We start from the raw sequence: 24,288 nt of genomic DNA on the forward strand, positions 1-24,288 counted from the left end.
TGGCTGCGGGCGTGCGTCCGTCCGTGGCTGTCGTTCCGACGCCCGGAGAGTATCGCATGACCGACCCCCAGCCGACCCTGGCCAAGATTCCCGTCACCATCGTCACCGGATTCCTCGGCGCGGGCAAGACCACGCTGATCAGCCATCTGATCCGTAACGCCGGTGGCCGGCGGCTCGCGGTGATCGTCAACGAGTTCGGCACGCTCGGCATTGACGGCGACATCTTGAAGGGCTGCGCGATCCCCGATTGCCCGGCCGAGAACGTCGTCGAGCTCGCCAATGGCTGCATCTGCTGCACCGTCGCGGACGATTTCATCCCGACCGTCGAGACTTTGCTCGCGCTCGACCCGCGGCCCGACCATATCCTGATCGAGACGTCGGGGCTCGCCCTGCCCAAGCCGTTGCTCAAGGCGTTTGACTGGCCCGCGATCCGGTCGCGGATCACGGTCGACGGGGTGATCGCGCTGGCCGATGCGGAAGCGGTCGCCGCAGGGCGGTTCGCGCCCGACCTCGCCGCGATCGAGGCGCAGCGCCGCGCCGATCCGAGCGTCGATCACGAGACGCCGCTCGCCGAGGTGTTCGAGGACCAGCTCGCCTGTGCAGACCTGGTGCTGCTGACCAAGGCGGATCTGGCGGGCGAGGCGGGGGTGGCTGCGGCGCGCGCGGTGATCGCGGCGGAGTCCCCGCGTGCGTTGCCGGTGATCGCGCTGACCGACGGGGTGATCGATCCGCGCGTCGTGCTGGGGCTGAACGCGGCGGCGGAGGACGACATCGCGGCGCGGCCGTCGCACCATGATGGCGCGGACGACCACGAGCATGACGATTTCGACAGCATGATCGTCGACCTCGGCGAGATCGCGGACCCGGCGGCGCTCGCCGCGCGGATCGAGACGCTGGCACGTGACGCCGACATCCTGCGCGTGAAGGGTTATGCCGCGGTGACGGGCAAGCCGATGCGGCTGCTGGTGCAGGCGGTCGGGGCGCGGGTGCGGACGCAATATGACCGGCCGTGGCGCGCCGACGAGGCGCGGCAGACGCGGCTGGTGGTGATCGCCGAGCATGACCGGATCGACCCCGTAAGGATCCGGGCCGCGCTTCAGGGCTGACGGCGATGCACGTCGTCTTCCGCGAAAGCCACGGGCTGGAGGAGAGTGCGGTCCCGCAGGACCTCGCGCAGAGCCCGGCGGACCTTGTCGTCCTGTCCTTTTCTGACGGGGATCTCGGCGCGTTCGCGGCCGGGTGGCGGCGCGCGGCGGCGGGGGGGAGCCCGCTGCCGTCGCTCCGGCTCGCCAACCTGTCCGCGCTCACCCACCCGCTGTCGGTCGATACCTATGTTGAGCGAACGCTAGCGGGGGGTGAAGGGGCGAAGGGGATCGTGATCCGGCTGATCGGCGGGCGGTCCTACTGGTCCTATGGGTTACAGCAGGTCGAGGCGCTGGCGCGGGCGCGGGGGATCGCGCTGGCGGTGCTGCCTGCGGACGGGCGGATCGACGCGCGGCTCGATGCAGCGTCGACGGTGCCGGTGTCGACGTTGCGCCGGCTCGCCGCGCTGTGCGACGACGGCGGCGCGGTCGCGGCGCAGGCGGCGCTGGCGCAGATGGCGCTGGCCGCGGGGCTCTATGCCGGGCCAGTCGCGGGGGTGAAGACGGTTCCCGAGGTCGGCGGCTGGCAGCCGCGCGACGGGGTGACGTGCCCGGCGGCGTTCGCGATGACCGCGACGCGGCCGCGGATCCTGCTGATCTTCTACCGCTCCTACCTGACCGCTGCCGATCTCGACCCGATCGAGGCGCTGCATGCCGGGCTGAGTGGGGCGGGGTTCGACGTCGTCGGGCTCTTCGCGCCGTCGCTGAAGGCGCCGGGCGCGGCGGGGTGGCTGGCGCGTTGGGTCGTCGCGCTGTGTCCGGCGGCGATCGTCAACGCGACCGCATTTTCGGGCCGCGGCGCGGACGACACATCGCCGCTCGACGGGGCGGGGGTGCCGGTGTTCCAGGTCGCGCTCGCGACGTCGGATCGTGCCGCCTGGGCCGGATCGACGCGCGGGTTGTCCCCCGCCGACCTGGCGATGCACGTCGTCCTGCCCGAGGTCGACGGACGGCTGTTCGCAGGCGTCGCGAGCTTCAAGGAGGACGGCGTCCGCGACGACGATCTCGGCTATGCGCGGCGCGAGCATCGGGCGGAGCCCGGCCGGATCGCCGCGATCGTCGCGCGCGTGACCGCATGGGTGCGGCTAGCGGAGCGACCGGTCGCGGAGCAGCGGCCTGCGGTCGTGCTGTCGACCTATCCGGGTAAGGATTATCAGATGGCGCATGCGGTTGGGCTCGACGCGCTGGCGTCCGCGGAGGCGATCGTCGAGGATCTGGCGGCGGCGGGTTACGCGACCGGAGGGGCGGCGCCGCAAGCGCTGTCCAAGGCGCTGGCGACGGGGCGGATCGCGTGGCCGGTCGCGGCGTATCGCGCGGCGCTTGGGGGCTTGCCGGCCGTGTTGCGCGACGCACTCGAGGAAAGCTGGGGCGCGCCCGAGGACGATCCGGCCTGTATCGACGGCGCGTTCGAGTTCGCGGGCGTCGAGCGGGGGGGCGTGGTGATCGCGCTCCAGCCCGAACGCGGGCGCAGCGCGGCGCGGGTCGGGGAGTATCACGACCTGTCGCGCTGTCCCCGTCATGCCTATGTCGCCTTCTATCTGTGGCTGCACGCGCGGGGGAGTGATGCGCTGATCCATGTCGGCGCGCACGGGACGCTCGAATGGCTGCCGGGCAAGGCGGTCGCGCTGTCGGGAGAATGCTGGCCCGAGGCGCTGACCGGGGCGATGCCGGTGCTCTATCCGTTCATCGTCAACGATCCGGGCGAGGCGGCACAGGCACGGCGGCGTATCGGCGCGGTGACGATCGGCCATGTCCCGCCGCCGGCCGCGACGACGCGCAGCGGCGCGGGGCTGGGGCGGCTCGAATCGTTGCTCGACGAGTTTTCGACCGCCGACGGGCTCGACCCCGCGCGCCGCGACCGGCTGCAGCGCGACATCGCCGACGAGGCGCGCGCGACCGGGCTGGCGGCGACGCTGCGGCTCGACGAGTCGACGAGCCAGGCGGAGGCGATCACCCGGATCGACACGTTCGTGTGCGACGTGAAGGAGAGCCAGTTCGGCGACGGGCTGCACGTTTATGGGCGTGGCGAACAGGGCGAGGCCGAGCGCGACGGGCTGCTGAGCGCGTTGCGGGGCAGGCGGATCGCCGCGGGGCCGTCGGGGTCGCCGTGGCGCGGACGCAGCGACGTCCTGCCGACCGGGCGAAACCTGTATGCGACCGACGCGCGCGCGGTGCCGTCTCGTGCGGCGCATGCGCAGGGCGTGCGGCTGGCCGACGAGCTGGTCCGCCGGCATCTGCAGGACGAGGGCGACTATCCGCGCGCGCTGGTCGTCGACCTGTGGGCGTCGGCGACGATGCGGACCGCGGGCGAGGAGTTCGCGATGGCGCTCCACCTGCTCGGCGCGGAGCCGGTCTGGGATCATGCGTCGGACCGCGTCACGGGGGTCGAGATCCTGCCGCTGGCGAGGCTCGACCGGCCGCGGATCGACGTGACGCTGCGCGTATCGGGGCTGTTTCGCGACGCGTTTCCCGCGCTCGGCCAGATGTTCGGGCAGGCGGTGCGCGCGCTGGCGCTGCGCGACGAGCCCGGCGACTGGAACCCGTTCGTCGGCGAACTTGTGGGTGCGCGCGTCTATGGGCCCGAGCCGGGTCGCTACGGGCTCGGGCTCGGCGATGCGGGCGAGACGTACGGCGAGGCGGCGCGGGCGGCGGCGGGTGCGGCGTGGCTGGCGGCGTCGAGCCACTCGCTCGACGGGGCGGGCGACGACGGTGCGACGCGGTTCGATCCGGCGGGGATCCGCGACCGGGTCGCCGCCGCCGACGCGTTCGTCCATGTCCAGGACCTGCCGGAAACCGACCTGTTGCTCGCCGCCGATTATGCCGCACACGAGGCAGGGTTTGCGGCCGCGCAGGCGGTTGCGGGGGGCAAGGCCGCGGCGCTGTATCATCTCGATGCGCGCGACCCAGAACGGCCGCGTGCGCGGTCGCTGGACGAGGAAATTGCGCGGGTCGTTCATGCGCGGGCGGCGAACCCGGCCTGGGTCGAGGGGATGATGCGGCACGGGTTTCGCGGGGGCGCGGAGATCGCCGCGACGCTCGACCATATGGCGATGTTCGCGCAGCTGGCGCGGGTGGTGTCGCCCGAGCTTATCGATCTCTATTATGATGCAACGTTGGGGCGCGACGCGGTGCGTGCGTTTCTGGAGAGCGCGAACCCGGCGGCGCTGGCGGCGATGACCGCGCGGTTCGCGGCGCTGCACGCGGCGGGGCTGTGGCCGACGCGGCGCAATTCGATCCTCGCGCACCTCGACCTGCCGGCATGAGCGCGTTCGTCGTCAAGGGATGGTGCCCCGATGCGTGGCGGCCGATGGCGGCGGGCGACGGGCTGCTGGTGCGGATCCGCCCGCCGCTCGGCCGGCTGACGCGCGCGCAGACACTCGCGCTGTGTGATGCGGCAATGGCGTGGGGAAATGGCGAGATTGACGTGACGAGCCGCGCCAACCTGCAGATCCGCGGTGTGACCGAGGCGGGCTGGCGGGGGCTGGTCGAGGCGTTGCTGGCGGTCGGGCTGATCGACCCCGATCCGGAGCGCGAGGCGCGCGGCGCGATTCTGGTCGCGCCCGACTGGCGGGACGGGGACGACACGCAGCATATCGCCACCGCGTTGCGCGAGCGGCTGTCCGACCTGCCCGTGCTGCCCGGCAAGGTCGGCTTTGCGATTGATGCCGGCGCTGCACCGGTGCTGACCCGCGCGCCCGCCGATTTCCGGGTCGAGCGCGCGGTGGACGGCAGGTTGGTGGTGCGCGGCGAGGGGCGTGCGGCGGGGGTGGAAGTGACGCGCGACACCGCGGTCGACGCGCTGATCGCGCTGGCGCGGTGGTTCGTCGACAGCGGCGGTGCGGCGGCGGGGCGGATGGCGCGCCATGCGGCGGCCGTGCCGGGGGCCGCGACCTTGGTTCCCGCGCCCACCGCGCCACCGCCCGAAGCCGGGGCGCATCCGCTGGGCGCGGCGATCGCGCTCGGCTTCGGGCGAATCGCGGCAGTGGAGTTGCGCGACCGGATCGCCGCAGACCCGGTCACGGCGATCCGCGTGACGCCGTGGCGGATGCTGATCCTCGAAGGCGGGGTGGCGGATGGCGCGCGCGACCGCAGCGCCGTGCGCGCCGGGGTCGACGCCTGTGTCGGTGCGCCCGCCTGCCCGCAGGCGAGCGTCGCGACGCGCGACCTTGCGCGGCGGCTCGCTCCGTTGGTTGCTGGCAGTCTGCACGTGTCGGGATGCGCCAAGGGCTGCGCGCGGGCGCGGCCTGCGGACGTGACGCTCACCGGGCGCGACGGGCGGTTCGACCTTGCCCTGCACACGCGCACGGGCGCGCCGCCGCTGCTCGGCGCGCTCGAACCCGCTCAGATTATCGCCCATTTCACCCAGCCGCCCGGAGCCGCCTGATGCCCTATGCCTATGAGACCGACGGGGCCGCGATCTATCGCCAGTCGTTCGCGATGATCCGCGCCGAGGCGGATCTGGCGCGCTTCGATGCCGAGGAGGAGCCGGTCGCGGTGCGGATGATCCACGCTGCGGGGCTGGTCGCGCTGGCCAAGGATATCCGCTTTTCGCCCGGCTTCGCACGGACCGCGCGTGCGGCGTTGCGGGCGGGCGCGCCGATCCTGTGCGATGCGCGGATGGTGACCGAGGGGATCACGCGCGCGCGCCTGCCGGCGGACAATGCGGTGATCTGTACGCTGCACACGCCCGAGACGGTCGCGCTGGCGAGAGAAATGGCAACGACGCGTTCGGCCGCGGCGCTGGAGTTCTGGCGGCCGCATCTGGCGGGTGCGGTGGTGGCGATCGGCAATGCGCCGACCGCGCTGTTCCACCTGCTCAATATGCTGGAGGATCCCGCCTGTCCGCGGCCGGCGGCGATCATCGGCTGTCCGGTCGGCTTTGTCGGCGCGGTCGAATCGAAGGACGCGCTGTGGGCGGCGCAGCCGGTGCCGTGCGTGATCGTCGAGGGGCGGTTGGGCGGTAGCGCGATCACCGTCGCGGCGATCAACGCGCTCGCGAGCGCGGCGGAATGATCGGCGTGGCGGAGCCATCCGCGACCCTGGTGCCGCCGCCGGGACAGGTGGTCGTAACCGGCACGATCCACGGCGTCGGGCTGGGGCCGGGGGCGTGCGACCTGATGAGCGTGCGCGCGGATCGGCTGGTACGCGGCGCGCGCCACGTCGCCTATTTTCGCAAGGCGGGGCGGCCGGGGCAGGCGCGGCGGATCGTCGAGGGGATGCTGCGCGACGACGTGATCGAATATCCCATGGAATATCCCGTCACCACCGAGATCGCGTTGTCCGATCCGCGCTACAACGACCGGCTGTCGGGCTTTTACGCGGGGTGCATCGATCACCTCGCGGCGCTGGCGCTGGGCGGCGAGGACGTGGTGGTGCTGTGCGAGGGCGACCCGTTCTTCTACGGATCGTTCATGCATCTCTATACGCGGTTGCAGGGGGTCGCGCCGGTCGCGGTCGTCCCCGGCATCACCGGCATGTCGGGCGCCTGGACCGCGAGCGGCGCGCCGATCACCTGGGGCGACGACGTGCTGACGGTGGTGATGGGGACGCTGCCCGAGGCGGACCTGGTGCGGCGGATCCGCGACACCGATGCGCTGGTGGTGATGAAGATCGGCCGGCACCTCGCCAAGCTGCGCCGCGCGGTCGCCGCGGCGGGGCGCGAGGAGGCGGCGTGGCTGGTCGAATATGCGGCGATGGCGGAGCAACGCGTCACGCGGCTGTGCGAGGCGGATGCGGTCACGCCCTATTTCGCGATCCTGCTGATCCACGGGCAGGGGCGGCGGCCATGACCCTGGATGCAGTGACCGGCTGGCTGGCGATTGGCGGGCTGGGGCCGGGGGATGCCGCGCTGGTGACGCCCGAGGTCAGCGCGGCGCTGGCCGAGGCGACCGACGTGATCGGCTATATCCCCTATGTCGCGAGGGTTCCGGCGCGCGACGGTCTGACACTGCATGCGAGCGACAACCGGGTCGAGATCGACCGCGCGCGCCATGCGCTCGAACTGGCCGCGAGAGGCGCGCGCGTCGCCGTCGTGTCGTCGGGGGATCCCGGCGTGTTCGCGATGGCGGCGGCGGTGTTCGAGGCGCTCGAGGCGGGGCCGGCGGCGTGGGGGACGATCGACATCCGCGTGCTACCGGGGATCACCGCGATGCTGGCGGCGAGCGCGCGCGCGGGCGCGCCGCTGGGGCATGATTTCTGCGCGATCAACCTTTCGGACAATCTGAAGCCCCAGGCGCTGATCGAGCGACGCGTGCGGCTGGCGGCAGAGGCCGATTTCGCGATCGCCTTCTATAATCCGCGATCGAAGGCGCGACCCGACGGGCTGGTCCGCGCGTTCGAGATCCTTCGCACGACGTGCGGCGACGATCGCCCGGTGCTGTTCGCGCGGGCGGTGTCGACGCCCGAGGAAGCGCTGTCGATCGTACCGCTGACCGAGGCGCGGGCGGAGATGGCGGACATGCGGACGATGGTGATCGTCGGTTCGAGCCTGACGCGGATCATCGCGCGGGCGCAGGGGCCGATCCTCTATACGCCGCGGTCGGCGCCATGATCGAGCCAGTCGAGCACCGCGTCGACTGTATCGACCGCGTGCTGCGCGGTGAGCGGCGGGCGGTCGATCATGATCACCGGCAGGCCGAGCGTGCGCGCGGCGACGAGCTTGGCCGCCGCGCCGCTGCCGCCTGCATTCTTGCAGACGACCAGGTCTGTCGAGTGGTCGCGCATCAATTGGGTGTCGCCGGCCGCGTCGAACGGGCCGCGGTCCACGACCAGGCGGTGGCGGGGCAGCTGCGGCGGATGATCGGGCGTATCGACGAAACGCAGCAGATAGTCGTGTTGCGGCTGCTGCGCGAAAGCGTCGACATGCATCCGGCCGAGTGCGAGCATCACGCGCTGCGGCGGGCCGGCGAGCGCGGCGACGGCGGCGGCGATGTCGGCGACGCGGTGCCAGAGATCGCCCGCAACCGGGGTCCAGGCGGGGCGGGCGAGCGCGACATGCGCGACGCCCGCCTGTGCCGCGGCCTCGACCGCATGCCGGTGCATCTGCGCGGTGAAGGGATGCGTCGCGTCAATCAGGTGCGTGACACGGTGCTCTTTGAGATAGGTAACGAGGCCTCCGACGCCGCCAAAGCCGCCGATGCGGACGGGCACCGGCTGCGCGCGCGGGTTGGCGACGCGGCCGGCATAGCTCAGCACGGTCGGATCACCGCGCGCCGCCAGCCGTGCGGCGAGCGCGCTGGCTTCGGTGGTGCCGCCGAGAAGCAAGATGGTCGGAATGACTGAGGCTCCGTGGCTGACGATCGTCGGGATTGGCGAGGACGGCGTGGCCGGGCTGTCCGCCGCGGCGCGCACGACGCTGGCCGATGCCGAGATCGTGACGGGCGCGACCCGCCATCTGGCGCTTGCCGGCGAGCTTAGGGGGGCGGTCGAGGCTTGGCCAGTGCCGTTCGAGGACGGGATCGCGCGGCTGATCGGGCATCGCGGCCGGCGGGTGGTGATGCTGGCATCGGGGGATCCGTTCTGGTTCGGCGCGGGCACGTCAGTGACGCGGCATCTGAGGCCGGGCGAGTGGACCGCGCATCCCGCACCGTCGAGCTTCGCGCTGGCAGCGGCGCGGCTCGGCTGGGGACTCGAGGACTGCACGTGCCTGGGGCTACACGCCGCCCCGTTCGGGCGGTTGCGGCCGCATATCGCGCGGGGGCGGCGCGCAATCGTGCTGGTGCGCGACGGGGCGGCCGTCTGCGGGCTGGCGGCGTATCTGGAGGCGGCGGGGTTCGGTGCGTCGGTGCTGCACGTGCTCGAGGCGCTGGGCGGGCCGCGCGAACGGATCCGCGATGCGACCGCCGCGACGATCGCGTTCGACGACATCGCGCATCCGGTCGCGGTCGGGATCGTCTTCGACGGGGCGGGCGCGGTCCTGCCGCAGGCGGGGCTGTCCGACGCCTGGTTCGCGCATGATGGGCAGATCACCAAGTCGCCGATCCGCGCGGTGACGCTGGCCGCACTCGCGCCGAAGCCGGGCGAGAGCCTGTGGGATATCGGCGCGGGATCGGGATCGATTGGGATTTCCTGGCTGCTGGCGCATCCGTCGACGCGCGCGACCGCGTTCGAGGCGGATCCGGTCCGCGCGCGGCGGATCAGCGACAATGCCGCGACGCTGGGCGTCGACCGGCTGGTGGTGGTCGAGGGGCGGGCGCCCGAGTGTCTCGACACGCAGGCATGTCCCGATGCGGTGTTCGTCGGCGGCGGGCTGTCCGAGGCGTTGTTGCGCGCGCTGTGGCCGCTGGTCGAGCAGGGCGCGCGGATCGTCGCCAATGCGGTGACGCTCGAATCGGAGGCGCTGCTGACGCAGTGGCAGGCGGCGCAGGGGGGGAGCCTGATGCGGATCGAGGTGGCGCAGGCGGTGCCGATCGGGACACGGCGCGGCTGGCGCACGCAGTTCCCGGTGGTGCAGTGGACCTATCCGGCATGATCGTCGCCGGTTTTGGCTTCAACACGGCCGCGGATGCCGCCGCGTTGCGCGCCGCGCTGGCCGCCGCGCAACAGGGCCTCCCGCGGGTCGAGGCGCTGGCGGCGCCCGATGACAAGCAGGGGCTGCCCGGCGAGATCGCGGCGCTGCTGGGTCTGCCGCTGATCACGGTCGATCCCGCCGCGCTGATTGCGGCCAGTCCCGTCACCCGGTCGCCTGCAAGCCTTGCGGTGCGGGGGACCGGCAGCGTCGCGGAGGCCGCTGCGCTCGCCGCCGCGGGGCAAGGCGCGCGCCTTTTGACTCCCCGCCATGTTTCGCCGTGCCGACGCGCGACCTGCGCCATCGCCCAAGGATTTCGACCATGACCGTGCATTTCATCGGTGCAGGGCCGGGTGCGCCCGACCTGCTGACGTTGCGGGGGCGCGACCGGATCGCGATGTCGCCGGTGTGCCTCTATGCCGGGTCGCTGATCCCGGAGGCGCTGCTCGAGCATTGTCCGCCGGGTGCGCGGATCGTCAACACCGCGCCGATGGACCTCGACCAGATCATCGCCGAGATCGTCGCCGCGCACGCAGGGGGGCAGGACGTCGCGCGGCTGCATTCGGGGGACCTGTCAATCTGGTCGGCGATGGGCGAGCAGCTGCGGCGGCTGCGCGCGCTGGACATTCCGGTGACGATCACCCCGGGCGTCCCCGCCTTTGCCGCCGCCGCCGCCGCGCTCGAGGTCGAGCTGACCTTGCCCGAACTGGCACAGTCGGTGGTACTGACGCGGACGCCGGGGCGGGCAAGCTCGATGCCGTCGGCGGAGACGCTCGCCGCGTTCGCCGCGACGCAGGCGACGCTGGCGATCCACCTGTCGGTGCACAATCTGGCTGAGGTCGTCGCCGACCTGCTGCCGGCTTATGGTGGCGACTGCCCGGTCGCAGTGGTGTGGCGCGCGAGCTGGCCCGACGAGCAGATCGTCCGCGCGACGCTCTCGACGATCGAGGCGGCGGTGACGGGGCGACCCGAGCGGACCGCGCTGATCCTGGTCGGGCGCGTGCTGGCGCCCGGCGATTTCGCGACGAGCAGCCTGTATGCGCAAGGCTATGACCGGCGGTTCCGGCCGCAATCGGCGGAGTCCCGGTTCGCAGGAGACACGCCATGACGCGCGGCGCCACGCCGGGCCTGCTGGTCGCAGCGCCCGCGTCGGGGACGGGGAAGACGACGGTGATGCTCGGGTTGTTGCGGGCGCTGCGCGACGACGGGATCGCGGTGCAGCCGTTCAAATGCGGGCCCGACTATATCGACCCGGCATTCCACCGCGCGGCGAGCGGGCGCGCGTCGTTCAACCTCGACAGCTGGGCGATGACGGGGCCGCGGCTCGACGGGATTGCGGCGCGCGGCGACGATGCGGACATGACGCTGGCTGAGGGGTCGATGGGGCTGTTCGACGGCGTGGCGCGCGCGGGCGCGACGGGCAATGGCGCGAGCGCGGACGTCGCGCGGCGGATGGGCTGGCCGGTCGTGCTGGTGATCGACGTGTCGGGGCAGGCGCAATCCGCGGCGGCAACTGCGCTGGGGTTCGCGCGCTATGATCCCGGCGTGCGGGTGGCGGGCGTGATCCTCAACCGCGTGGCGAGCGAGCGGCACGAGCGGCTGGCGCGCAGCGGGATGGAAGCGGTCGGGATCCGCGTGTTCGGCGCGCTGCCGAGGCGCGGCGACCTGACGCTCCCCGAGCGGCATCTGGGGCTGGTGCAGGCGATCGAACATCCCGCGCTCGACGCGCAGATCGCGGCCTATGCGACGTTCCTGCGCGCGCATGTTGATATCGCCGCGCTGTGCGAGGCGGCGGCCGCGACGCCGCGTCCCATGGCGCAAGCAGCGATGGTGCCAATCCCGCCGGCACAGCGGATCGCGCTGGCGCAGGATGCCGCTTTTTCGTTCACCTATGCGCATGTGCTGGACGGGTGGCGCGGCGCAGGGGTGGAGATCCTGCCCTTTTCGCCGCTGGCGGACGAGGCGCCGGCGAAGGACGCGGATCTGGTCTGGCTGCCGGGGGGCTATCCCGAGCTTCATGCCGGGGCGCTCGCAGCGGCGGACCGGTTCCGTGCGGCGCTGGCGCTGCATGCCCGGACGCGACCGGTGCACGGCGAGTGCGGCGGCTATATGGCGCTGGGTGAGGGGCTGATCGATGCGGACGGGACGCGGCACCGGATGGCCGGGTTGCTCGGGCTGGTGACGAGTTACGAGAAGCGGCGGATGCATCTGGGCTATCGCCGTGCGACGCTGCACGCGCCGATCGGCGGGATCGCGGCGGGGGCGATGCTGGCGGGGCATGAGTTCCATTATTCGACGATCCTCGACCAGCCCGACGCGCCGCTGGCGCAGGTGGTCGACGCGAATGCGCAGGCCGTACCCGAAACCGGCTCGCATCGCGGCGGCGTGACGGGTAGTTTCTTCCACATGATCGCCCCCCTTGGCCCACCGGCTGCATGACCGGTTTCGTTTCGTTCGTCGGTTCCGGCCCCGGCGACCCCGAATTGCTGACGCTGAAGGCGGTGACGCGGTTGCAGCGCGCCGACGTCGTGCTGTTCGACGACCTGTCGTCGGGCGCGGTGCTGGGCCATGCGCGCGTCGGTGCCGAACTGGTCGCGGTCGGCAAGCGCGCGGGGCGGCCGTCGCCGCGCCAGTCGCATGTCTCGCAGCTGTTGGTCGATCATGCGCTGACCGGCGCAAGCGTCGTCCGGCTGAAGTCCGGCGATGCTGGGATGTTCGGGCGGCTGGAGGAGGAGATCGTCGCGCTGCGCCAGGCGGGCGTGGACTTCGAGATCGTCCCCGGGATCAGCGCGGCGAGCGCGGCTGCCGCCGCCGCGGCGATACCGCTGACGCGCCGCCTGTCCGCGCGGCGGGTGCAATATGTCACCGGCCATGACGTGACCGGGCAACTGCCGCAGCAGCGCAACATGGCCGCGCTTGCCGATCCGGAGGCGACGACGGTCGTGTTCATGCCGCAGCGGACCTTTCCGGCTCTGGTCGAATCGCTCGTCGCACATGGTCTGTCGGGCGACACGACCGCGCTGCTCGCGGAAAATGTCGGGCATCCCGACCAGAGCCTGACCTGGTCGACGATCGCGGGGCTCGCGGCGCGGCTGGCGGGGGGCGTGTCCGACAAGCCCGCGCTGATCCTCTATGGCTCGCTGATGGCGCCGTGAGCGGTGGCGAGATCGTGATATCGCTGATCGGAATCGGCACGGGCAATCCCGATCACGTGACGCGCGCGGCGGTCACGGCGATGAACGCTGCCGACCTGATCCTGCTTCCGCGGAAAGGCGCGGGGAAGTCCGATCTGGTTGATCTGCGCCGGACCATCTGTGCCGAGTTGCTGACGGAGCCCGCCATGGTGGTGGAGTTCGACCTGCCCGAGCGCGATGCGGACGCGCCGTACCGTGCGGCAGTCGACGTGTGGCATGACGAGATCGCGGCGGTCTGGGCGACGCAGATCGCAGAGCATCTGCCGGACGGGGGGCGGGTCGCGTTCCTCGTCTGGGGGGACCCGTCGCTCTATGACAGCAGCCTGCGCATCGCCGAGCGGCTACGCGCGGGGGGGCGGTCGATCGGGGTCAGCGTGGTGCCGGGGATCACCAGCCTGCAGGCGCTGACCGCGGCGCATGCGATCCCGCTCAACACGCTCGCCGCGCCGGTGACGATCACCACTGGTCGGCGGTTGCGCGCGGAGGGGTGGCCGGCGGGCGTCGAGACGCTGGCGGTGATGCTCGACGGAGCGTGCGCGTTCGAGACGATCGCGCCCGAGGGGCTCACGATCTGGTGGGGGGCGTATCTGGGGATGGCGCAGGAGGCGCTGATCGCCGGGCCGCTTGCTACGGTCGGGCCGGAGATCATCATGCGCCGCACCGAGCTGCGCGCCCGGCACGGCTGGATCATGGACGTATATCTCCTGCGCCGCACGGGCGGCTGAGCGTCACTCCGACAGGTCGCTCAGCAGCTCGCGGACGCGATCGAGGCGGGCGAGGGGATCCTCGATCCGTTCGCGGACCAGCCAGCGGCGCTTCGCCGGTTCGAACGGCGCCGGAAGGGCGGCGGTCGGATTCCCCGGGGTGAAGGCGATGGCGCCCGGGCCGACATCGATCTGGCGAATGTCGGCGGCGGCGGCGAGTGCGCGGATCCGCGCGCATTCGAGCAGGCGGACGGCATTGTCGGGAAGTGCGCCGAACCGGTCCTCGAGCTCGGCCTGGAACGCATCGAGCGCGGCGATGTCGGTCAGATGCGCGAGCTGGCCGTAGAGCGTCAGCCGCAGGTCGGTCTCGGGGATCCATTCCTCGGGAAGCATGCCGCCGACGCCGAGATTGAGCACCGGCTGGCACTGATCGACGGGCTCGCCGCGCGCGGCTTTCAGCGCGCGACCCAGCAGATGCTGGTAGAGGTCGATGCCGATCAGCTTCATGTGGCCAGCCTGATCCTCGCCGACCAGATCGCCCGCGCCGCGCATGTCGAGATCACGCGCGCTGATCGCGAAGCCCGCGCCGAGCTGGTCGAACGCCTGGAGCGTGCGCAGGCGCTTCATCGTCGCGTCGGCGATCGTGGCCTCGCCGTCGGTCGTGAGCAGGATCTGACCGCGCCGGCCGCCGCGCCCGACCCGGCCGCGCAGCTGGTGAAGCTGCGACAGGCCGAACCGGTCGGCGTGGTGGACGATCATCGTGTTGGCGCGCGGCACGTCGAGCCCCGCCTCGATGATGTTGGTCGCGAGCAGCACGTCGCCGTCGCCCGCGGCAAAGCCCGCCATCGCATCGTCGAGCTCGGCGGCGTCCATCTTGCCGTGCGCGATGACGAGGCCGAGCTCGGGGACGAGCCGCGCGAGCGTCTTCGCGAGCGGGGCGATGTCCTCGATCCGCGGCACGACGACGAAGCTCTGGCCGCCGCGCGCGCGTTCGCGGCGCAGCGCCTTGCGGACCGCGGCGTCGTCGAACGGCGCGACGATGGTACGGATCGGCTGGCGGCGCGCGGGCGGCGTCGCGATGACCGAGATCGCCTGGATGCCGACCATCGCCGACTGAAGCGTGCGCGGGATCGGCGTGGCGCTGAGCGTGAGGACATGGCCCGCGCCCATGTCGCGCAGCGACGCCTTGGCCTTCGCGCCGAACCGCTGTTCCTCGTCGATCACGACGAGCGCGAGATCGGCAAAGGCGACGCTCTTGCCGCCAACCGCGCTGGTGCCGACCACAACCGCGATAGACCCGTCGGCAAGCCCGGCGCAGACGCGCTGGCGCTCGGCAGGCGTCGACAGCCGAGACAGTGCGGCGACCTCCAGCCCGGTGCCGACAAAGCGCGTGCGGAACGTCTCGAGATGCTGGCGGATCAGCACCGTGGTGGGCGCGACGATCGCGACCTGGCGACCGGCTAGCGCGACGAGCGCGGCGGCGCGAAGTGCGACCTCGGTCTTGCCATAGCCGACATCGCCGACGATCAGCCGGTCCATCGGCTGGCCGCTGGCGAGGTCGCTGCGGACCGCGGCGATCGCGCGCGCTTGGTCGGGGGTCTCGGCGAAGGGGAAGCCCGCAGCGAACCGTTCGTAGAGCGCGACATCGGGGACGATCGGCGGCGTCGTCCGCGCATCACGTTCGGCGGCGACCGCCTGAAGCGCACGTGCGCTTTCCGCGATCGCGGTGTCGATCGCGGCGCGACGCTTGGTCCAGCTTCCGCCGTCAAGCGTGTCGAGCGTCACCGCGTCCGCATCTGCGCCATAACGCCAGATGCGATCGGCCTCATGCACGGGGACGAGGCGGCGCGCGCCCTTGGCATAGTCAAGCACGATTGCGTCGGCCGCGACGCCATCGAGGTCGGGCAGCGCCTCGACCCCAAGAACGCGACCGATTCCGTGATCCTCATGCACGACAATGTCGCCGGTCTGCAGCGTCGCGCCCTCGGCAAAGGCCGCAACGCCGGCACCGGGACCGTCGTCCAGTCGTGCGCGGCTGCCGAGCAGATCGGCGGCGGCGACGATGGTAAGATCGGCATGGACAAAGCCCTGGTCGAGCGGAGCGCAGAGCAGCGACACCGAACCGACGGGTGCGGCCGCCGCCTCGGCAAGGCTGTCGACGTGTTCGGCGTCGACGCCGAGCCGCGATGCGAGGAAACGAAGGTCACGCGCGGACCCGGCGATCGCGAGCCGGCCGTCGGCGATCACCGAACGGGCGAAGCGGCGGAACGCGCGGACCGGATCGCGCCGCTCGATGAAACGCGGGGTGCGTTCGACCGGGGTGTCGGTGGCGAGGATCTGGCGGCCGGCGGTCGCCTTGTTCCAGGCGCGGGTGTCGACCAGCGCGGCCTTGACCTGACGCGCCGCGGTGCCGTCGGCGGCAAGCGCGAGGAACCGGGTGCGGCGGTCGTCGACCAGAGGGTCGAAATGGAGCGCGGCGTCGGGCAAATGCTCAGTGATCGCGACGCCGTCACCCAGATCGGGTTCGCAGGCGCGACCGACGATCACCGCGTCGAGCGTTTCGAGGCTGCGCTGCGACACCGGGTCATAGCTGCGAATTTCGGTGATGACCGAATTGTCGTCGAATTCGATCCGGGCGGGGTTCGCGCGGTCGGCTGGAAACAGGTCGACGACGCTGCCGCGGATCGCGATCTCGCCGGGTTCGTCGACGCGGTCGTCGATCGTGTAGCCGATCGTGTCGGCGAGCGCGGGCAGCGCGGCGATGTCGATCGTGTCGCCGACGCGGAACACCGGTGGCGCCTCGTCGAATGCGGCGGGGGCTGGATAGCGGACTGCGCTTGCCTCGGCGGAAAGCACGAGGAGAATCGGGTCAGCCGACGCTGTCGCGGTTGCGGCGCGCAGACGGCGCAGCGCCTCGACCCGGCGCCCGACATTGGCGGCGCTGGGCGGCGCGGAGTCGCCGGGGAGCGCATCGCTCGCAACGAGATGGACGACGGTCATCGCAGGGGCGAACCCCTCCGCGAGACAGGCGATCGCCTCGGCGCGCGCCTCGTCCTCGACCACCAGAATGGCACGGTCGATCCCGGCGGTCAGCAGCTCGGCAACGACGATCGCCGCGGGCAGGGTTGCCGGTGCGGTGCGCGTGTCGCCCGGCAGGTCGATATGGTCGGTACGCTTCAGCATGGCCCCTCCGGTCGGGCCGTTGGCGCCCATTGAATGAACGGTATGCGGACCGGCTCGTTCCGTGATCCGTGCACGAAATGTTCCGACCGGCTCAGCCGAGCAGGCGGCGGTACTCGGATTCGGCATGGCCATAGGTGTCGCCCGCCATCCGCATCAGCACGTCGCGGTCGCGGACCAGCACGCGGCCGCGGACCGAGCGAATCGCATGCTCCTCCTCGAGCCGGTGGAGCGCCTCGGTCACGCTGCTGCGCCGGACGCCGAGCATCAGGCGGAACTCCTCATGCGTCATGCAGATCGCGTCGTCGCGGATGCGATCGTGATAGAGCAGGATCCAGCGCGCCATGCGTCGCTCGATCGAATGCGCGAGCGACGATACGATCGTGCGGCCCATCTGGGTCATGAACACCTGCACGAAACGGAGCAGCGCGACCTGCAGCGTGTCGCTCTGCGCGGCGGCGGCGTGGAAGCGGTCGAGCGGGAGCTGCAGCGCGACGCCCTGTTCGGCGCGCATCACGACGTCATAGGGCGAGCGGTTGTCGCCGAGCAGCGCGGACCAGCCGACAAAGCCCTCCGCGCCGATCAGCCCGACCGCAAAGCGATGATCGCCCTCGAGCGCGTCGAGCACGCCGGCGATCCCCTCCTCGGGAAAGCAGAGTGTCTCGATCCGGTCGCCCGCACGCGTCAGCGACTCGCCGACCGCGAAGGAAACGCGGTCGAGATGCGGGGCGATCAACGCGAAGTCGTCGGGGCTCAGGCGCTGGAGGAGCCGGTTTCCTGTGCCGCGTGCCGACGACGCGTCGCCAGCCCCATCCCGATCGATGGTCTCCAGTCGATTGTCGCCCGCCATCATGCCCCCTGAAACACTGCGCGAATTCAATACGATCCGGTCTTTGTCCGGTTTCGTACAGCAACTCCCACGCCGCCGCCGGGGTTGCGCCTTTCAATATTACAGGAGGCAATTTTGACACATTCCATTCGACGGACGCTGCTCGCCGGCGTGTTTGCATCGATGCTCGTAATCATCCCGGGCGCCGCGCTCGCCCAGTCGGCGCGCAGCGACACCGCGCCCCCGCCGCCCCCGCCGCCCGCCACGAAGATGGCGCCGGCCAAGGCTGCGCCCGACATGCAGGCCGTGCTCGACGCGCTGGGCGGCCTCGGCGGCAAGCCGATCGAGACGCTGACTCCCGCCGAAGCACGCCAGCAGCCCTCGGCTGCCGATGGCGCCAAGGCGGTGATGGCACAGAAGGGGATGCCGACGACGCCCGACGCATCGGTGACGACGCAGGACATTCCCTATGGTAGCGATGCCAAGCAGTTCGCCCGCGTGTACAAGCCGGCGAGCGCCGCCAATGCCAAGGGCCTGCCGGTCGTCGTCTATTATCACGGCGGCGGCTGGGTGATCGCGGACGTCGCGACCTATGACGCGGCACCGCGCGCGATGGCGAAGGCGCTGAACGCGATCGTCGTGTCGGTCGAATATCGCCATGCGCCCGAGTTCAAGTTCCCCGCGCAGCATGACGACGCGGCAGCCGCCTATCGCTGGACGCTGGCCAATGCCGCGGCATGGGGTGGCAACCCGGCGAAGATCGCGGTTGCGGGCGAGAGCGCCGGCGGCAATCTGGCCGTCGCTACGGCAATCTATGCCCGTGACAATCGCCTGACCGCGCCGCTGCACATCGTCTCGGTCTATCCGATCGCCAACAGCAGCAAGACGCTGCCGTCGCGCAGGGATTCGGCGAACGCCAAGCCGCTCAACGGCGCGATGCTGCCGTGGTTCGGTTATTACTACCAGACCAGCAAGGCGGATGCGCAGGATCCGCGGCTGAATCTGGTCGGGGCGAACCTGCGCGGGCTGCCGCCGACGACGATCATCAACGCACAGATCGATCCGCTGCGGTCGGACGGCGAGACGCTGGCCGCGGCGATGCGTGCGGCGGGCGACAAGGTCGAACAGCGCACCTTCCCGGGCGTGACGCATGAATTCTTCGGCATGGGCGCGATCGTGCGCGGCGCCAAGGATGCGAACGATCTCGCGGTCGCACGGCTGAAGGCGGCGTTCGCCATGGCTCCTGCGAAGCGCTGATGCGTTGGGAGGGGGATAGTTTCTCCCTCCCATTTTTGCAGCGAGTAATGCCATGACGTCGACGACCCATGCCTCTTCGCCCCGCTATCGTGCCTTCGGGCGGGTTGTGGCCCTGCTGATGGCGGAGCGCTGAGATGCCCGTGATAACCACGCCAACGCTGGCGATCGCCTATACCGATACGGGCCCGCGCGAGGGCGATGCGGTGTTGTTGCTGCACGGCTGGCCCGATGACTCCTCGACCTGGGACGACGTCCTACCCGCGCTGCACGAAGCCGGGCTGCGGACGATCGTACCGAGCCTGCGCGGGTTCGGCGAAACGCGGTTCGTGGCGGCAGATACGCCGCGCACCGGCAACAGCGCGATCCTGGCGATGGACGCGATTGCGCTGATGGACGGGCTGGGGATCGCGCGTTTCATGGTCGCGGGGCATGACTGGGGCTCGAACATCGCCGAGGCGCTGGCGGTCGGTTGGCCCGAGCGGGTGCAGCGGATCGCGATGCTCGCGACGCCGCCGCGACTGGGCGGCATGCCGACGCCGCCGTTCGAACAGACGCAGCGGCAATGGTATCACTGGTTCATGGCCACCGCGCGCGGCGCGCAGGCGGTGCGCGATGACCCCAGGGGGTTTGCGCATGTCCACTGGACCAACTGGTCGCCGCCGGGCTGGTTCGACGAGGCGACCTTTGCACGGGTGGCGCGCGCATTCGGGAATCCGGACTGGGTCGACGTCACGCTGCACAGCTATCGCGCGCGCTGGGACGAGGCGGCACCCGATCCCGCGAGCGTCTGGCTTGAGGAAGCGGTAAAGGCGAGCGCGACGCTGTCGCTGCCCGCGCTGTACATTCAGGGTGCGGAGGACGGGGTGAACCCGCCGAGCGCGACCACCGCGGTACCGGAGAAATTCTCGGGACCCTTCGCCTTCGTCACCTTGCCGGGCGTTGGCCATTTTCCACAGCGTGAGCGGCCCGAGGCGGTCGCCGACCTGCTCGTCACGCTGTTCACCGGCGATCCCGCCACCTTGTCCGACACGATTTACCGGAGCCACGACATGTCCAAGTTCAAACCCCTTCTGGCAGGTGCGGCGCTGTTCGCGCTCGCCGCCGCCGCAACCGCGGCCGGCGTCGCACAGGCCAAGACCGCGGCGAGCCCGCTGACTCAGGTGGCGACGTTCGACCACCAGGTGACCGGCGTCGCGGTGACCGCAGACGGACGACGGTTCGTCAACTTCCCGCGCTGGACCGACGATGCGCCGATCTCGGTCGCCGAGGTGCTGCCGGACGGAAAGCTTAAGGCCTATCCCGACGATACGTGGAACAGCTGGCGCAACGCGCGCGCGAACGTATTGCCGGTCGGCGACTATTTCGTCTGCGTTCAGTCGATCGTGCCCGACGGGCACGGCAATCTGTGGGTGCTCGATCCCGGCGCGCCGGGTAACGAAAAGCCGCTCGAGGGCGCGCCGAAGCTGGTCAGGATCGATCTGGCGACGAACCGCGTGACCAAGGTGATCAAGGTCGCGGCCGATGTTGCGCTGCAGGGCACGTACCTCAACGACATCCGCTTCTCGCCCGACGGCAAGACCGGCTACATCACCGATTCGGGCACGCGCGGCGCGATCATCGTGATCGACCTGGAGAGCGGCAAGGGAATGCGCGCGCTCGACGGGCATGGCTCGACGCAGATCGACAAGAGCGTGACGGTCATGACCGACGGCAAGCCGCTGGTCCGCCCCGATGGCCGTCAGCCGGCCTTCTCCGCGGACGGGATCGCGATCTCGAACGATGGCAAGACGCTGTATTACCAGGCGCTGACCGGCAAGACGCTCTACGCGATCGATACCGGGCTGCTCCGCGAGGGCGTGAGCGCGGCGCAGCAGGCGGCGGGGGTCAAGACCATCGCCGAGACGCATGTCGCGGATGGGCTGTGGATGAGCAAGGCGGGGGTGCTGTACATCACGTCGCCGACCAACGACAGCATCACGCGGCTGGTCGGCGATCATGTCGAGCCGGTGCTGACTGACAAGCGGCTGCGCTGGCCCGATACGTTTTCGGAAGGGCCCGATGGCCGGATCTATGTGACAGCGAGCCATATCCAAGACACCAGCTGGTTCAAGCCGGGTGCGCCGGCATCGCTGCCGACCGCTTTGTTCGCATTCGACCCCGCGCGGTGACATGAACGGGCGCCCCGGGCATGCAGACATGCCGGGGCGGCTCTGCCCGGCAGCGGCAGAAAACGTCAGATTGCAACAGGGTTAACATAGCGCAACGCGATAACCGCGCACCCCGGGATCGAATGTCGTGGCGTGTCGTTTCGCCATACTAACGATACGGGGTCGCCTTGTTCATTCTCCATTTGGCCCTCGGGGGCTGCCTGAAAGCGCCGCCCATCGACTTCGGCATTACGGCCGACTCCGGGGGGCATCTTGCGTATGTGGTCGACGCAGCGCTGGTTCAGGCAAAGCTTCCCGGCGTGGACCGGGTCTCGATCGTTACCCGGTTGTTCCGGTCTGCGGATCTTCCATCCGTGCATGGCCTGCGATCGGAGTGCGTCACCGACAGATTGACGATCGACCGGGTCGATAGTGGCGACGACCGCTATCTCGAAAAGGAGGCGCTCGCCGCCGACCTGCCCGCATTCACCGAGGCGTTTTGCCGTCACATTGCCGGACTGGCGGTCATGCCCAACGTCATCCATGCGCATTTCGCCGATGCCGCAGCGGTCGCGATCGAGGCACGCCGCCGGTTCGGCATTCCGTTCGTGTACACGCCGCATGCGCTGGCGATCGACAAACGCCGTCAGGGCCTTGGCGGAGCCGAACTCGGCACGCGGATTGCGGCGGAAACCACCGCGATCGCTGCGGCAGACGCGCTGATCGTATCGACGCGGGACGAGGCCGAACGGCAGGTCCCGGCCTATGACGTCGGGGTCGCGGGCCGGATCCACTGCGTGCCACCCGGCGTACCCCGCCGTCCCGACGCCGGAAACACGGTGACGCTTGTCGATCGCCTGGGGGACTGGCTCGATCGGCCTGATCTCCCGATCCTGCTGGCGATCGCGCGACCGGTGGCGAAGAAGAACCTCGCGGCCCTCGTACGTGCGTTCGCGGCGGATCCGGTTCTGCACGAGCGTGCGAATCTGGTGATCCTCGCCGGGCAACATGGGGGCCAGTCGTCGAGTGAGGAACGGGCGGTGCTGGGCGAACTGCAGGCGCTTGCCGCTAGTCCTGCACTGCGCGGGCGATTCGCCTTGCCGCCGCGGCACGATGCTTCGGACGTCACTGCGCTGTACCGGCGAGCGGCGGCAGGCGGCGTGTTCGTCAACCCGGCGCTGCACGAGCCGTTCGGGCTGACCCTGATCGAAGCGGCGGCAGCCGGCGTTCCGGTCGTCGCCACCCGCAACGGAGGGCCGGCGGAGATCGTCGCGCAGATCGGTCACGGCCTGCTGGTCGATCCGCGCGACGAGGCCGGAATCGCTGCGGCATGCCGCGCGGTGATCGAAGACGCCGGACTTCATGCGCGGCTGAGCCAGGCGGCGCGCGGGGGAAGTGTGGCGTATGACTGGCGGCGTTATGCCGGGTCGGCTGTCGGGATCTATGCGGCATTACGGCGCCAACCCGCTCTGCTGGCATGCGACATCGACAACACGCTGACCGGGTCGGTCGATGGCGCGGCGGCGTTCGCGAGGTGGCGGCATGGCAGCAGCCTGCCGTTCGTGGTCGCGACGGGGCGCAGCTTCGCCGAGGCGCGCGCGGTGCTGGCGCAGTGGCATTTGCCCGAGCCGGACGCGTTCATCGTTGATGTCGGGACGCGGATCCTCCGTCCGGCGGCGCATGGCGGGTGGCAGTGCTGTGCCGCGTTCGCTGCCGCGCTCGATCAGGACTGGGACCGGGCGGCGGTACGTGCGGCGATTGCCCCGCTCGGCATCTGCGCCCAGCCGGTCGTTACCGAGGGCGCGCACAAGCTCAGCTTCTTTGGCGACGCCGCCGACGCCGCAGCGATCCGCGCGGCTCTGGCGCAGGCGAGGCTTGCAGCGCGGGTCGTGTTTTCGCACGGCCGGCTGATCGACGTGCTGTCCCCCGGCGGCGGCAAGGCGGCGGCGATCGCGGCCTATGCGGCCGGGTTGGGGCTGACGCTCGACGACTGCATCGCAGCGGGCGACAGCGGCAACGACCTCGACATGCTCGACGCATGCGGGTTCGCGATCGTCGTCGCCAATGCAAGTGATGAACTGTCGACGCTTGCTGCGCGTCCCGGGCTACATCGCGCCACGCGCAACCATGCCGCCGGGGTGGTCGAGGGGCTGGCACGGCTCGGATTGACCACGCCGGCCGTGCAAGTCGCGGCATGACGCGTCCGTTCGGCTATTTCGTCCACCATCAGGGTCGCGGGCATGCGGAACGCTGTGCCGCGATCCTGCAGGCGCTGCCGCCGTCGCGTCCCGTGACGATCTTCTGCGCGCGCGACGACATCTTCCCCGCGCTGCCGGCGCAGGCGCGGATCGTGACGATCCCGTCGCTGTTCGAGCCGACCGGGGCGGAGGTGGCGATGGACTGGGTCGCAACGCCCGCGACCCTGCACTGTGCGCCGCTCGGCTGGCCGGGGATCCGAAGCGCGATGGCGACGATCACCGACTGGTTCGCGCAAGCGGACCCCGCGCTGATGATCTGCGACGTGTCGGCGGAGGTCGCGCAGCTGGCGCGGATCTGCAGCGTGCCGCACGTCAAGGTGCTGCAGCATGGCGACCGCAGCGATGCCGGCCACCGCGCCGCCTATGACGGCGCCGCCGGGCTGCTCGCCGCATTCCACCGCGATCTCGCCCAGCCCGACTGGGACGCGGCGATGGTCGAAAAGACGTGTTTCGCGGGCGGGCTGGGGGTCGATACGCAGGGCCCCGACCGGAGCGCGGCGCGGGAGCGGCTGGGGATCGGCGAGCGCGAGGAGATGATCCTCGTCATGGCCGGCGGCGGCGGCAGCGGGTTCGGGCAGGCGCCACTGGGCGTCGGCGCGCGCAGCCGGCCTGCCGCGCGCTGGATCACGATCGGGCCGGTCGTGCGCGACTGGCATGCGACCGAGCCCGCCAATATCGAACATCGCGGCTGGGTGGAGAATGCGGCGGACTATGTCGCGGCGGCGGATCTGGTGATCGCGTCGACGGGCAACACGACCTGCCAGCAGATCCTGGCGGCGGCGCGGCCGTGGATCGCGGTACCCGAGTGGCGCTATTTCGACGAGCAGCACCGCAAGGCCGACGCGCTGGGCGCGGCGGGGGTGGCGTGCATCCGGCCGCATCTGCCGTCGTCGGCGGACGCGTGGACGCAGGCGATCGACGCCGCCTATGCGCAGCACCGCCCCGAGCGGCAGCGCGCGATGATCGCCGAGGCCCCCGCCGACGATGCCGCGCGCTGGCTCGAAGCGCTGGCGGCAAGGCTCTGGGGCACGGCACCGCACCCGGCCTGATCCGTTCTGCCCCCGTCGTTAC

At 71.0% G+C, this 24,288-nt stretch carries 19 protein-coding genes; 16 read left to right on the forward strand and 3 right to left on the reverse strand.

What is annotated here, in order from left to right; genetic code table 11:
* Positions 1-56 precede the first annotated feature (56 nt).
* The 6 genes from cobW to cobJ are packed head-to-tail and all read left to right on the forward strand — an operon-like array spanning position 57 to position 7,692.
* Positions 57-1,106, forward strand: coding sequence for a cobalamin biosynthesis protein CobW (gene cobW / locus ASE89_RS05890; RefSeq protein WP_056674823.1), 1,050 nt, complete (start codon positions 57-59; stop codon positions 1,104-1,106).
* Between the two features lie 5 nt (positions 1,107-1,111).
* Positions 1,112-4,405 carry a cobaltochelatase subunit CobN gene (gene cobN / locus ASE89_RS05895; RefSeq protein ID WP_056674825.1) on the forward strand — a complete coding sequence of 1,098 codons (3,294 nt, stop codon included), beginning with the start codon at positions 1,112-1,114 and terminating at the stop codon, positions 4,403-4,405.
* A complete protein-coding gene (locus ASE89_RS05900) occupies positions 4,402-5,526 on the forward strand; it encodes a cobalamin biosynthesis protein CobG (RefSeq protein WP_056674827.1) in 1,125 nt (374 codons plus the stop codon). Before cobN ends, ASE89_RS05900 begins: the two co-directional genes overlap by 4 nt.
* A complete protein-coding gene (locus ASE89_RS05905; protein ID WP_056674829.1) occupies positions 5,526-6,155 on the forward strand; it encodes a precorrin-8X methylmutase in 630 nt (209 codons plus the stop codon). The genes ASE89_RS05900 and ASE89_RS05905 overlap by 1 nt, the downstream gene beginning before the upstream one ends.
* 5 nt (positions 6,156-6,160) lie before the next feature.
* Positions 6,161-6,931 carry a precorrin-2 C(20)-methyltransferase gene (gene cobI / locus ASE89_RS05910; RefSeq protein ID WP_269082944.1) on the forward strand — a complete coding sequence of 257 codons (771 nt, stop codon included), beginning with the start codon at positions 6,161-6,163 and terminating at the stop codon, positions 6,929-6,931.
* On the forward strand, positions 6,928-7,692 hold the full coding sequence (gene cobJ, locus ASE89_RS05915; RefSeq protein WP_197979326.1) for a precorrin-3B C(17)-methyltransferase: 765 nt from the start codon (positions 6,928-6,930) through the stop codon (positions 7,690-7,692). The genes cobI and cobJ overlap by 4 nt, the downstream gene beginning before the upstream one ends.
* Here cobJ and ASE89_RS05920 read toward each other — a convergent pair.
* Complete coding sequence (locus tag ASE89_RS05920; protein WP_056675423.1) at positions 7,668-8,417, reverse strand: cobalt-precorrin-6A reductase; 750 nt, start codon at positions 8,415-8,417, stop codon at positions 7,668-7,670. The two genes, cobJ and ASE89_RS05920, sit on opposite strands and share 25 nt — an antisense overlap.
* Here ASE89_RS05920 and ASE89_RS05925 point away from each other — a divergent pair.
* Genes ASE89_RS05925 through cobF form a run of 6 tightly spaced genes read left to right on the forward strand, consistent with a single transcriptional unit; the run spans position 8,407 to position 13,567 of the window.
* Positions 8,407-9,612, forward strand: coding sequence for a bifunctional cobalt-precorrin-7 (C(5))-methyltransferase/cobalt-precorrin-6B (C(15))-methyltransferase (locus tag ASE89_RS05925; protein WP_056674831.1), 1,206 nt, complete (start codon positions 8,407-8,409; stop codon positions 9,610-9,612). The genes ASE89_RS05920 and ASE89_RS05925 overlap by 11 nt on opposite strands.
* Entirely contained in the window at positions 9,609-9,974 is a 366-nt protein-coding gene (locus ASE89_RS05930) for a cobalamin biosynthesis protein (protein WP_056674833.1), read from the forward strand. Before ASE89_RS05925 ends, ASE89_RS05930 begins: the two co-directional genes overlap by 4 nt.
* On the forward strand, positions 9,971-10,756 hold the full coding sequence (cobM, locus tag ASE89_RS05935) for a precorrin-4 C(11)-methyltransferase (protein WP_056674834.1): 786 nt from the start codon (positions 9,971-9,973) through the stop codon (positions 10,754-10,756). Before ASE89_RS05930 ends, cobM begins: the two co-directional genes overlap by 4 nt.
* Positions 10,753-12,087 (forward strand): cobyrinate a,c-diamide synthase, encoded by a 1,335-nt coding sequence (locus ASE89_RS05940; protein ID WP_056674837.1) that lies wholly within the window; start codon positions 10,753-10,755, stop codon positions 12,085-12,087. Before cobM ends, ASE89_RS05940 begins: the two co-directional genes overlap by 4 nt.
* Positions 12,084-12,803: a uroporphyrinogen-III C-methyltransferase gene (gene cobA, locus ASE89_RS05945; RefSeq protein ID WP_056674838.1), complete on the forward strand. Its 720-nt coding sequence runs from the start codon at positions 12,084-12,086 to the stop codon at positions 12,801-12,803. The genes ASE89_RS05940 and cobA overlap by 4 nt, the downstream gene beginning before the upstream one ends.
* Positions 12,800-13,567 (forward strand): precorrin-6A synthase (deacetylating), encoded by a 768-nt coding sequence (cobF, locus tag ASE89_RS05950; protein ID WP_236701622.1) that lies wholly within the window; start codon positions 12,800-12,802, stop codon positions 13,565-13,567. The genes cobA and cobF overlap by 4 nt, the downstream gene beginning before the upstream one ends.
* Positions 13,568-13,570: 3 nt before the next feature.
* Here the strand turns inward: cobF and ASE89_RS05955 are convergent, their stop codons facing one another.
* Together ASE89_RS05955 and ASE89_RS05960 are read right to left on the reverse strand one after the other, a co-directional pair.
* Positions 13,571-16,729: a helicase-related protein gene (locus tag ASE89_RS05955; protein ID WP_082451296.1), complete on the reverse strand. Its 3,159-nt coding sequence runs from the start codon at positions 16,727-16,729 to the stop codon at positions 13,571-13,573.
* A 91-nt stretch (positions 16,730-16,820) separates the two neighbouring features.
* The gene (locus tag ASE89_RS05960) at positions 16,821-17,576 is read right to left on the reverse strand and encodes a Crp/Fnr family transcriptional regulator (RefSeq protein WP_056674840.1); all 756 of its coding nucleotides are present in this window, start codon (positions 17,574-17,576) and stop codon (positions 16,821-16,823) included.
* 114 nt (positions 17,577-17,690) lie between these two features.
* On the opposite strand from ASE89_RS05960, the gene ASE89_RS05965 reads away from it, so the two are divergent.
* From ASE89_RS05965 to ASE89_RS05980, 4 genes are all read left to right on the forward strand, one after another.
* A complete protein-coding gene (locus ASE89_RS05965; protein ID WP_236701623.1) occupies positions 17,691-18,812 on the forward strand; it encodes an alpha/beta hydrolase in 1,122 nt (373 codons plus the stop codon).
* Positions 18,813-18,946: 134 nt separating this feature from the next.
* Entirely contained in the window at positions 18,947-20,980 is a 2,034-nt protein-coding gene (locus ASE89_RS05970; RefSeq protein WP_056674843.1) for an alpha/beta fold hydrolase, read from the forward strand.
* Between the two features lie 182 nt (positions 20,981-21,162).
* Positions 21,163-23,157, forward strand: coding sequence for an HAD family hydrolase (locus tag ASE89_RS05975; protein ID WP_269082951.1), 1,995 nt, complete (start codon positions 21,163-21,165; stop codon positions 23,155-23,157).
* Positions 23,154-24,266: a glycosyltransferase gene (locus tag ASE89_RS05980; protein ID WP_056674848.1), complete on the forward strand. Its 1,113-nt coding sequence runs from the start codon at positions 23,154-23,156 to the stop codon at positions 24,264-24,266. Before ASE89_RS05975 ends, ASE89_RS05980 begins: the two co-directional genes overlap by 4 nt.
* The last annotated feature ends 22 nt before the right edge of the window (positions 24,267-24,288 follow it).

This window comes from Sphingomonas sp. Leaf30, assembly GCF_001422525.1.
Lineage (GTDB): Bacteria > Pseudomonadota > Alphaproteobacteria > Sphingomonadales > Sphingomonadaceae > Sphingomonas > Sphingomonas aerolata.

Excerpts from the sequence above, each read along its gene's own strand:
- ASE89_RS05940 (WP_056674837.1), top strand. The coding sequence starts at position 10,753 with ATGACGCGCGGCGCCACGCCGGGCCTGCTGGTCGCAGCGCCCGCGTCG.
- ASE89_RS05905 (WP_056674829.1), top strand. The coding sequence starts at position 5,526 with ATGCCCTATGCCTATGAGACCGACGGGGCCGCGATCTATCGCCAGTCG.
- cobJ (WP_197979326.1), top strand. The coding sequence starts at position 6,928 with ATGACCCTGGATGCAGTGACCGGCTGGCTGGCGATTGGCGGGCTGGGG.
- ASE89_RS05980 (WP_056674848.1), top strand. The coding sequence starts at position 23,154 with ATGACGCGTCCGTTCGGCTATTTCGTCCACCATCAGGGTCGCGGGCAT.
- ASE89_RS05925 (WP_056674831.1), top strand. The coding sequence starts at position 8,407 with ATGGTCGGAATGACTGAGGCTCCGTGGCTGACGATCGTCGGGATTGGC.
- cobN (WP_056674825.1), top strand. The coding sequence starts at position 1,112 with ATGCACGTCGTCTTCCGCGAAAGCCACGGGCTGGAGGAGAGTGCGGTC.
- cobA (WP_056674838.1), top strand. The coding sequence starts at position 12,084 with ATGACCGGTTTCGTTTCGTTCGTCGGTTCCGGCCCCGGCGACCCCGAA.
- ASE89_RS05900 (WP_056674827.1), top strand. The coding sequence starts at position 4,402 with ATGAGCGCGTTCGTCGTCAAGGGATGGTGCCCCGATGCGTGGCGGCCG.
- ASE89_RS05970 (WP_056674843.1), top strand. The coding sequence starts at position 18,947 with ATGCCCGTGATAACCACGCCAACGCTGGCGATCGCCTATACCGATACG.
- cobM (WP_056674834.1), top strand. The coding sequence starts at position 9,971 with ATGACCGTGCATTTCATCGGTGCAGGGCCGGGTGCGCCCGACCTGCTG.
- cobW (WP_056674823.1), top strand. The coding sequence starts at position 57 with ATGACCGACCCCCAGCCGACCCTGGCCAAGATTCCCGTCACCATCGTC.
- ASE89_RS05955 (WP_082451296.1), bottom strand. The coding sequence starts at position 16,729 with ATGCTGAAGCGTACCGACCATATCGACCTGCCGGGCGACACGCGCACC.
- ASE89_RS05960 (WP_056674840.1), bottom strand. The coding sequence starts at position 17,576 with ATGGCGGGCGACAATCGACTGGAGACCATCGATCGGGATGGGGCTGGC.
- ASE89_RS05930 (WP_056674833.1), top strand. The coding sequence starts at position 9,609 with ATGATCGTCGCCGGTTTTGGCTTCAACACGGCCGCGGATGCCGCCGCG.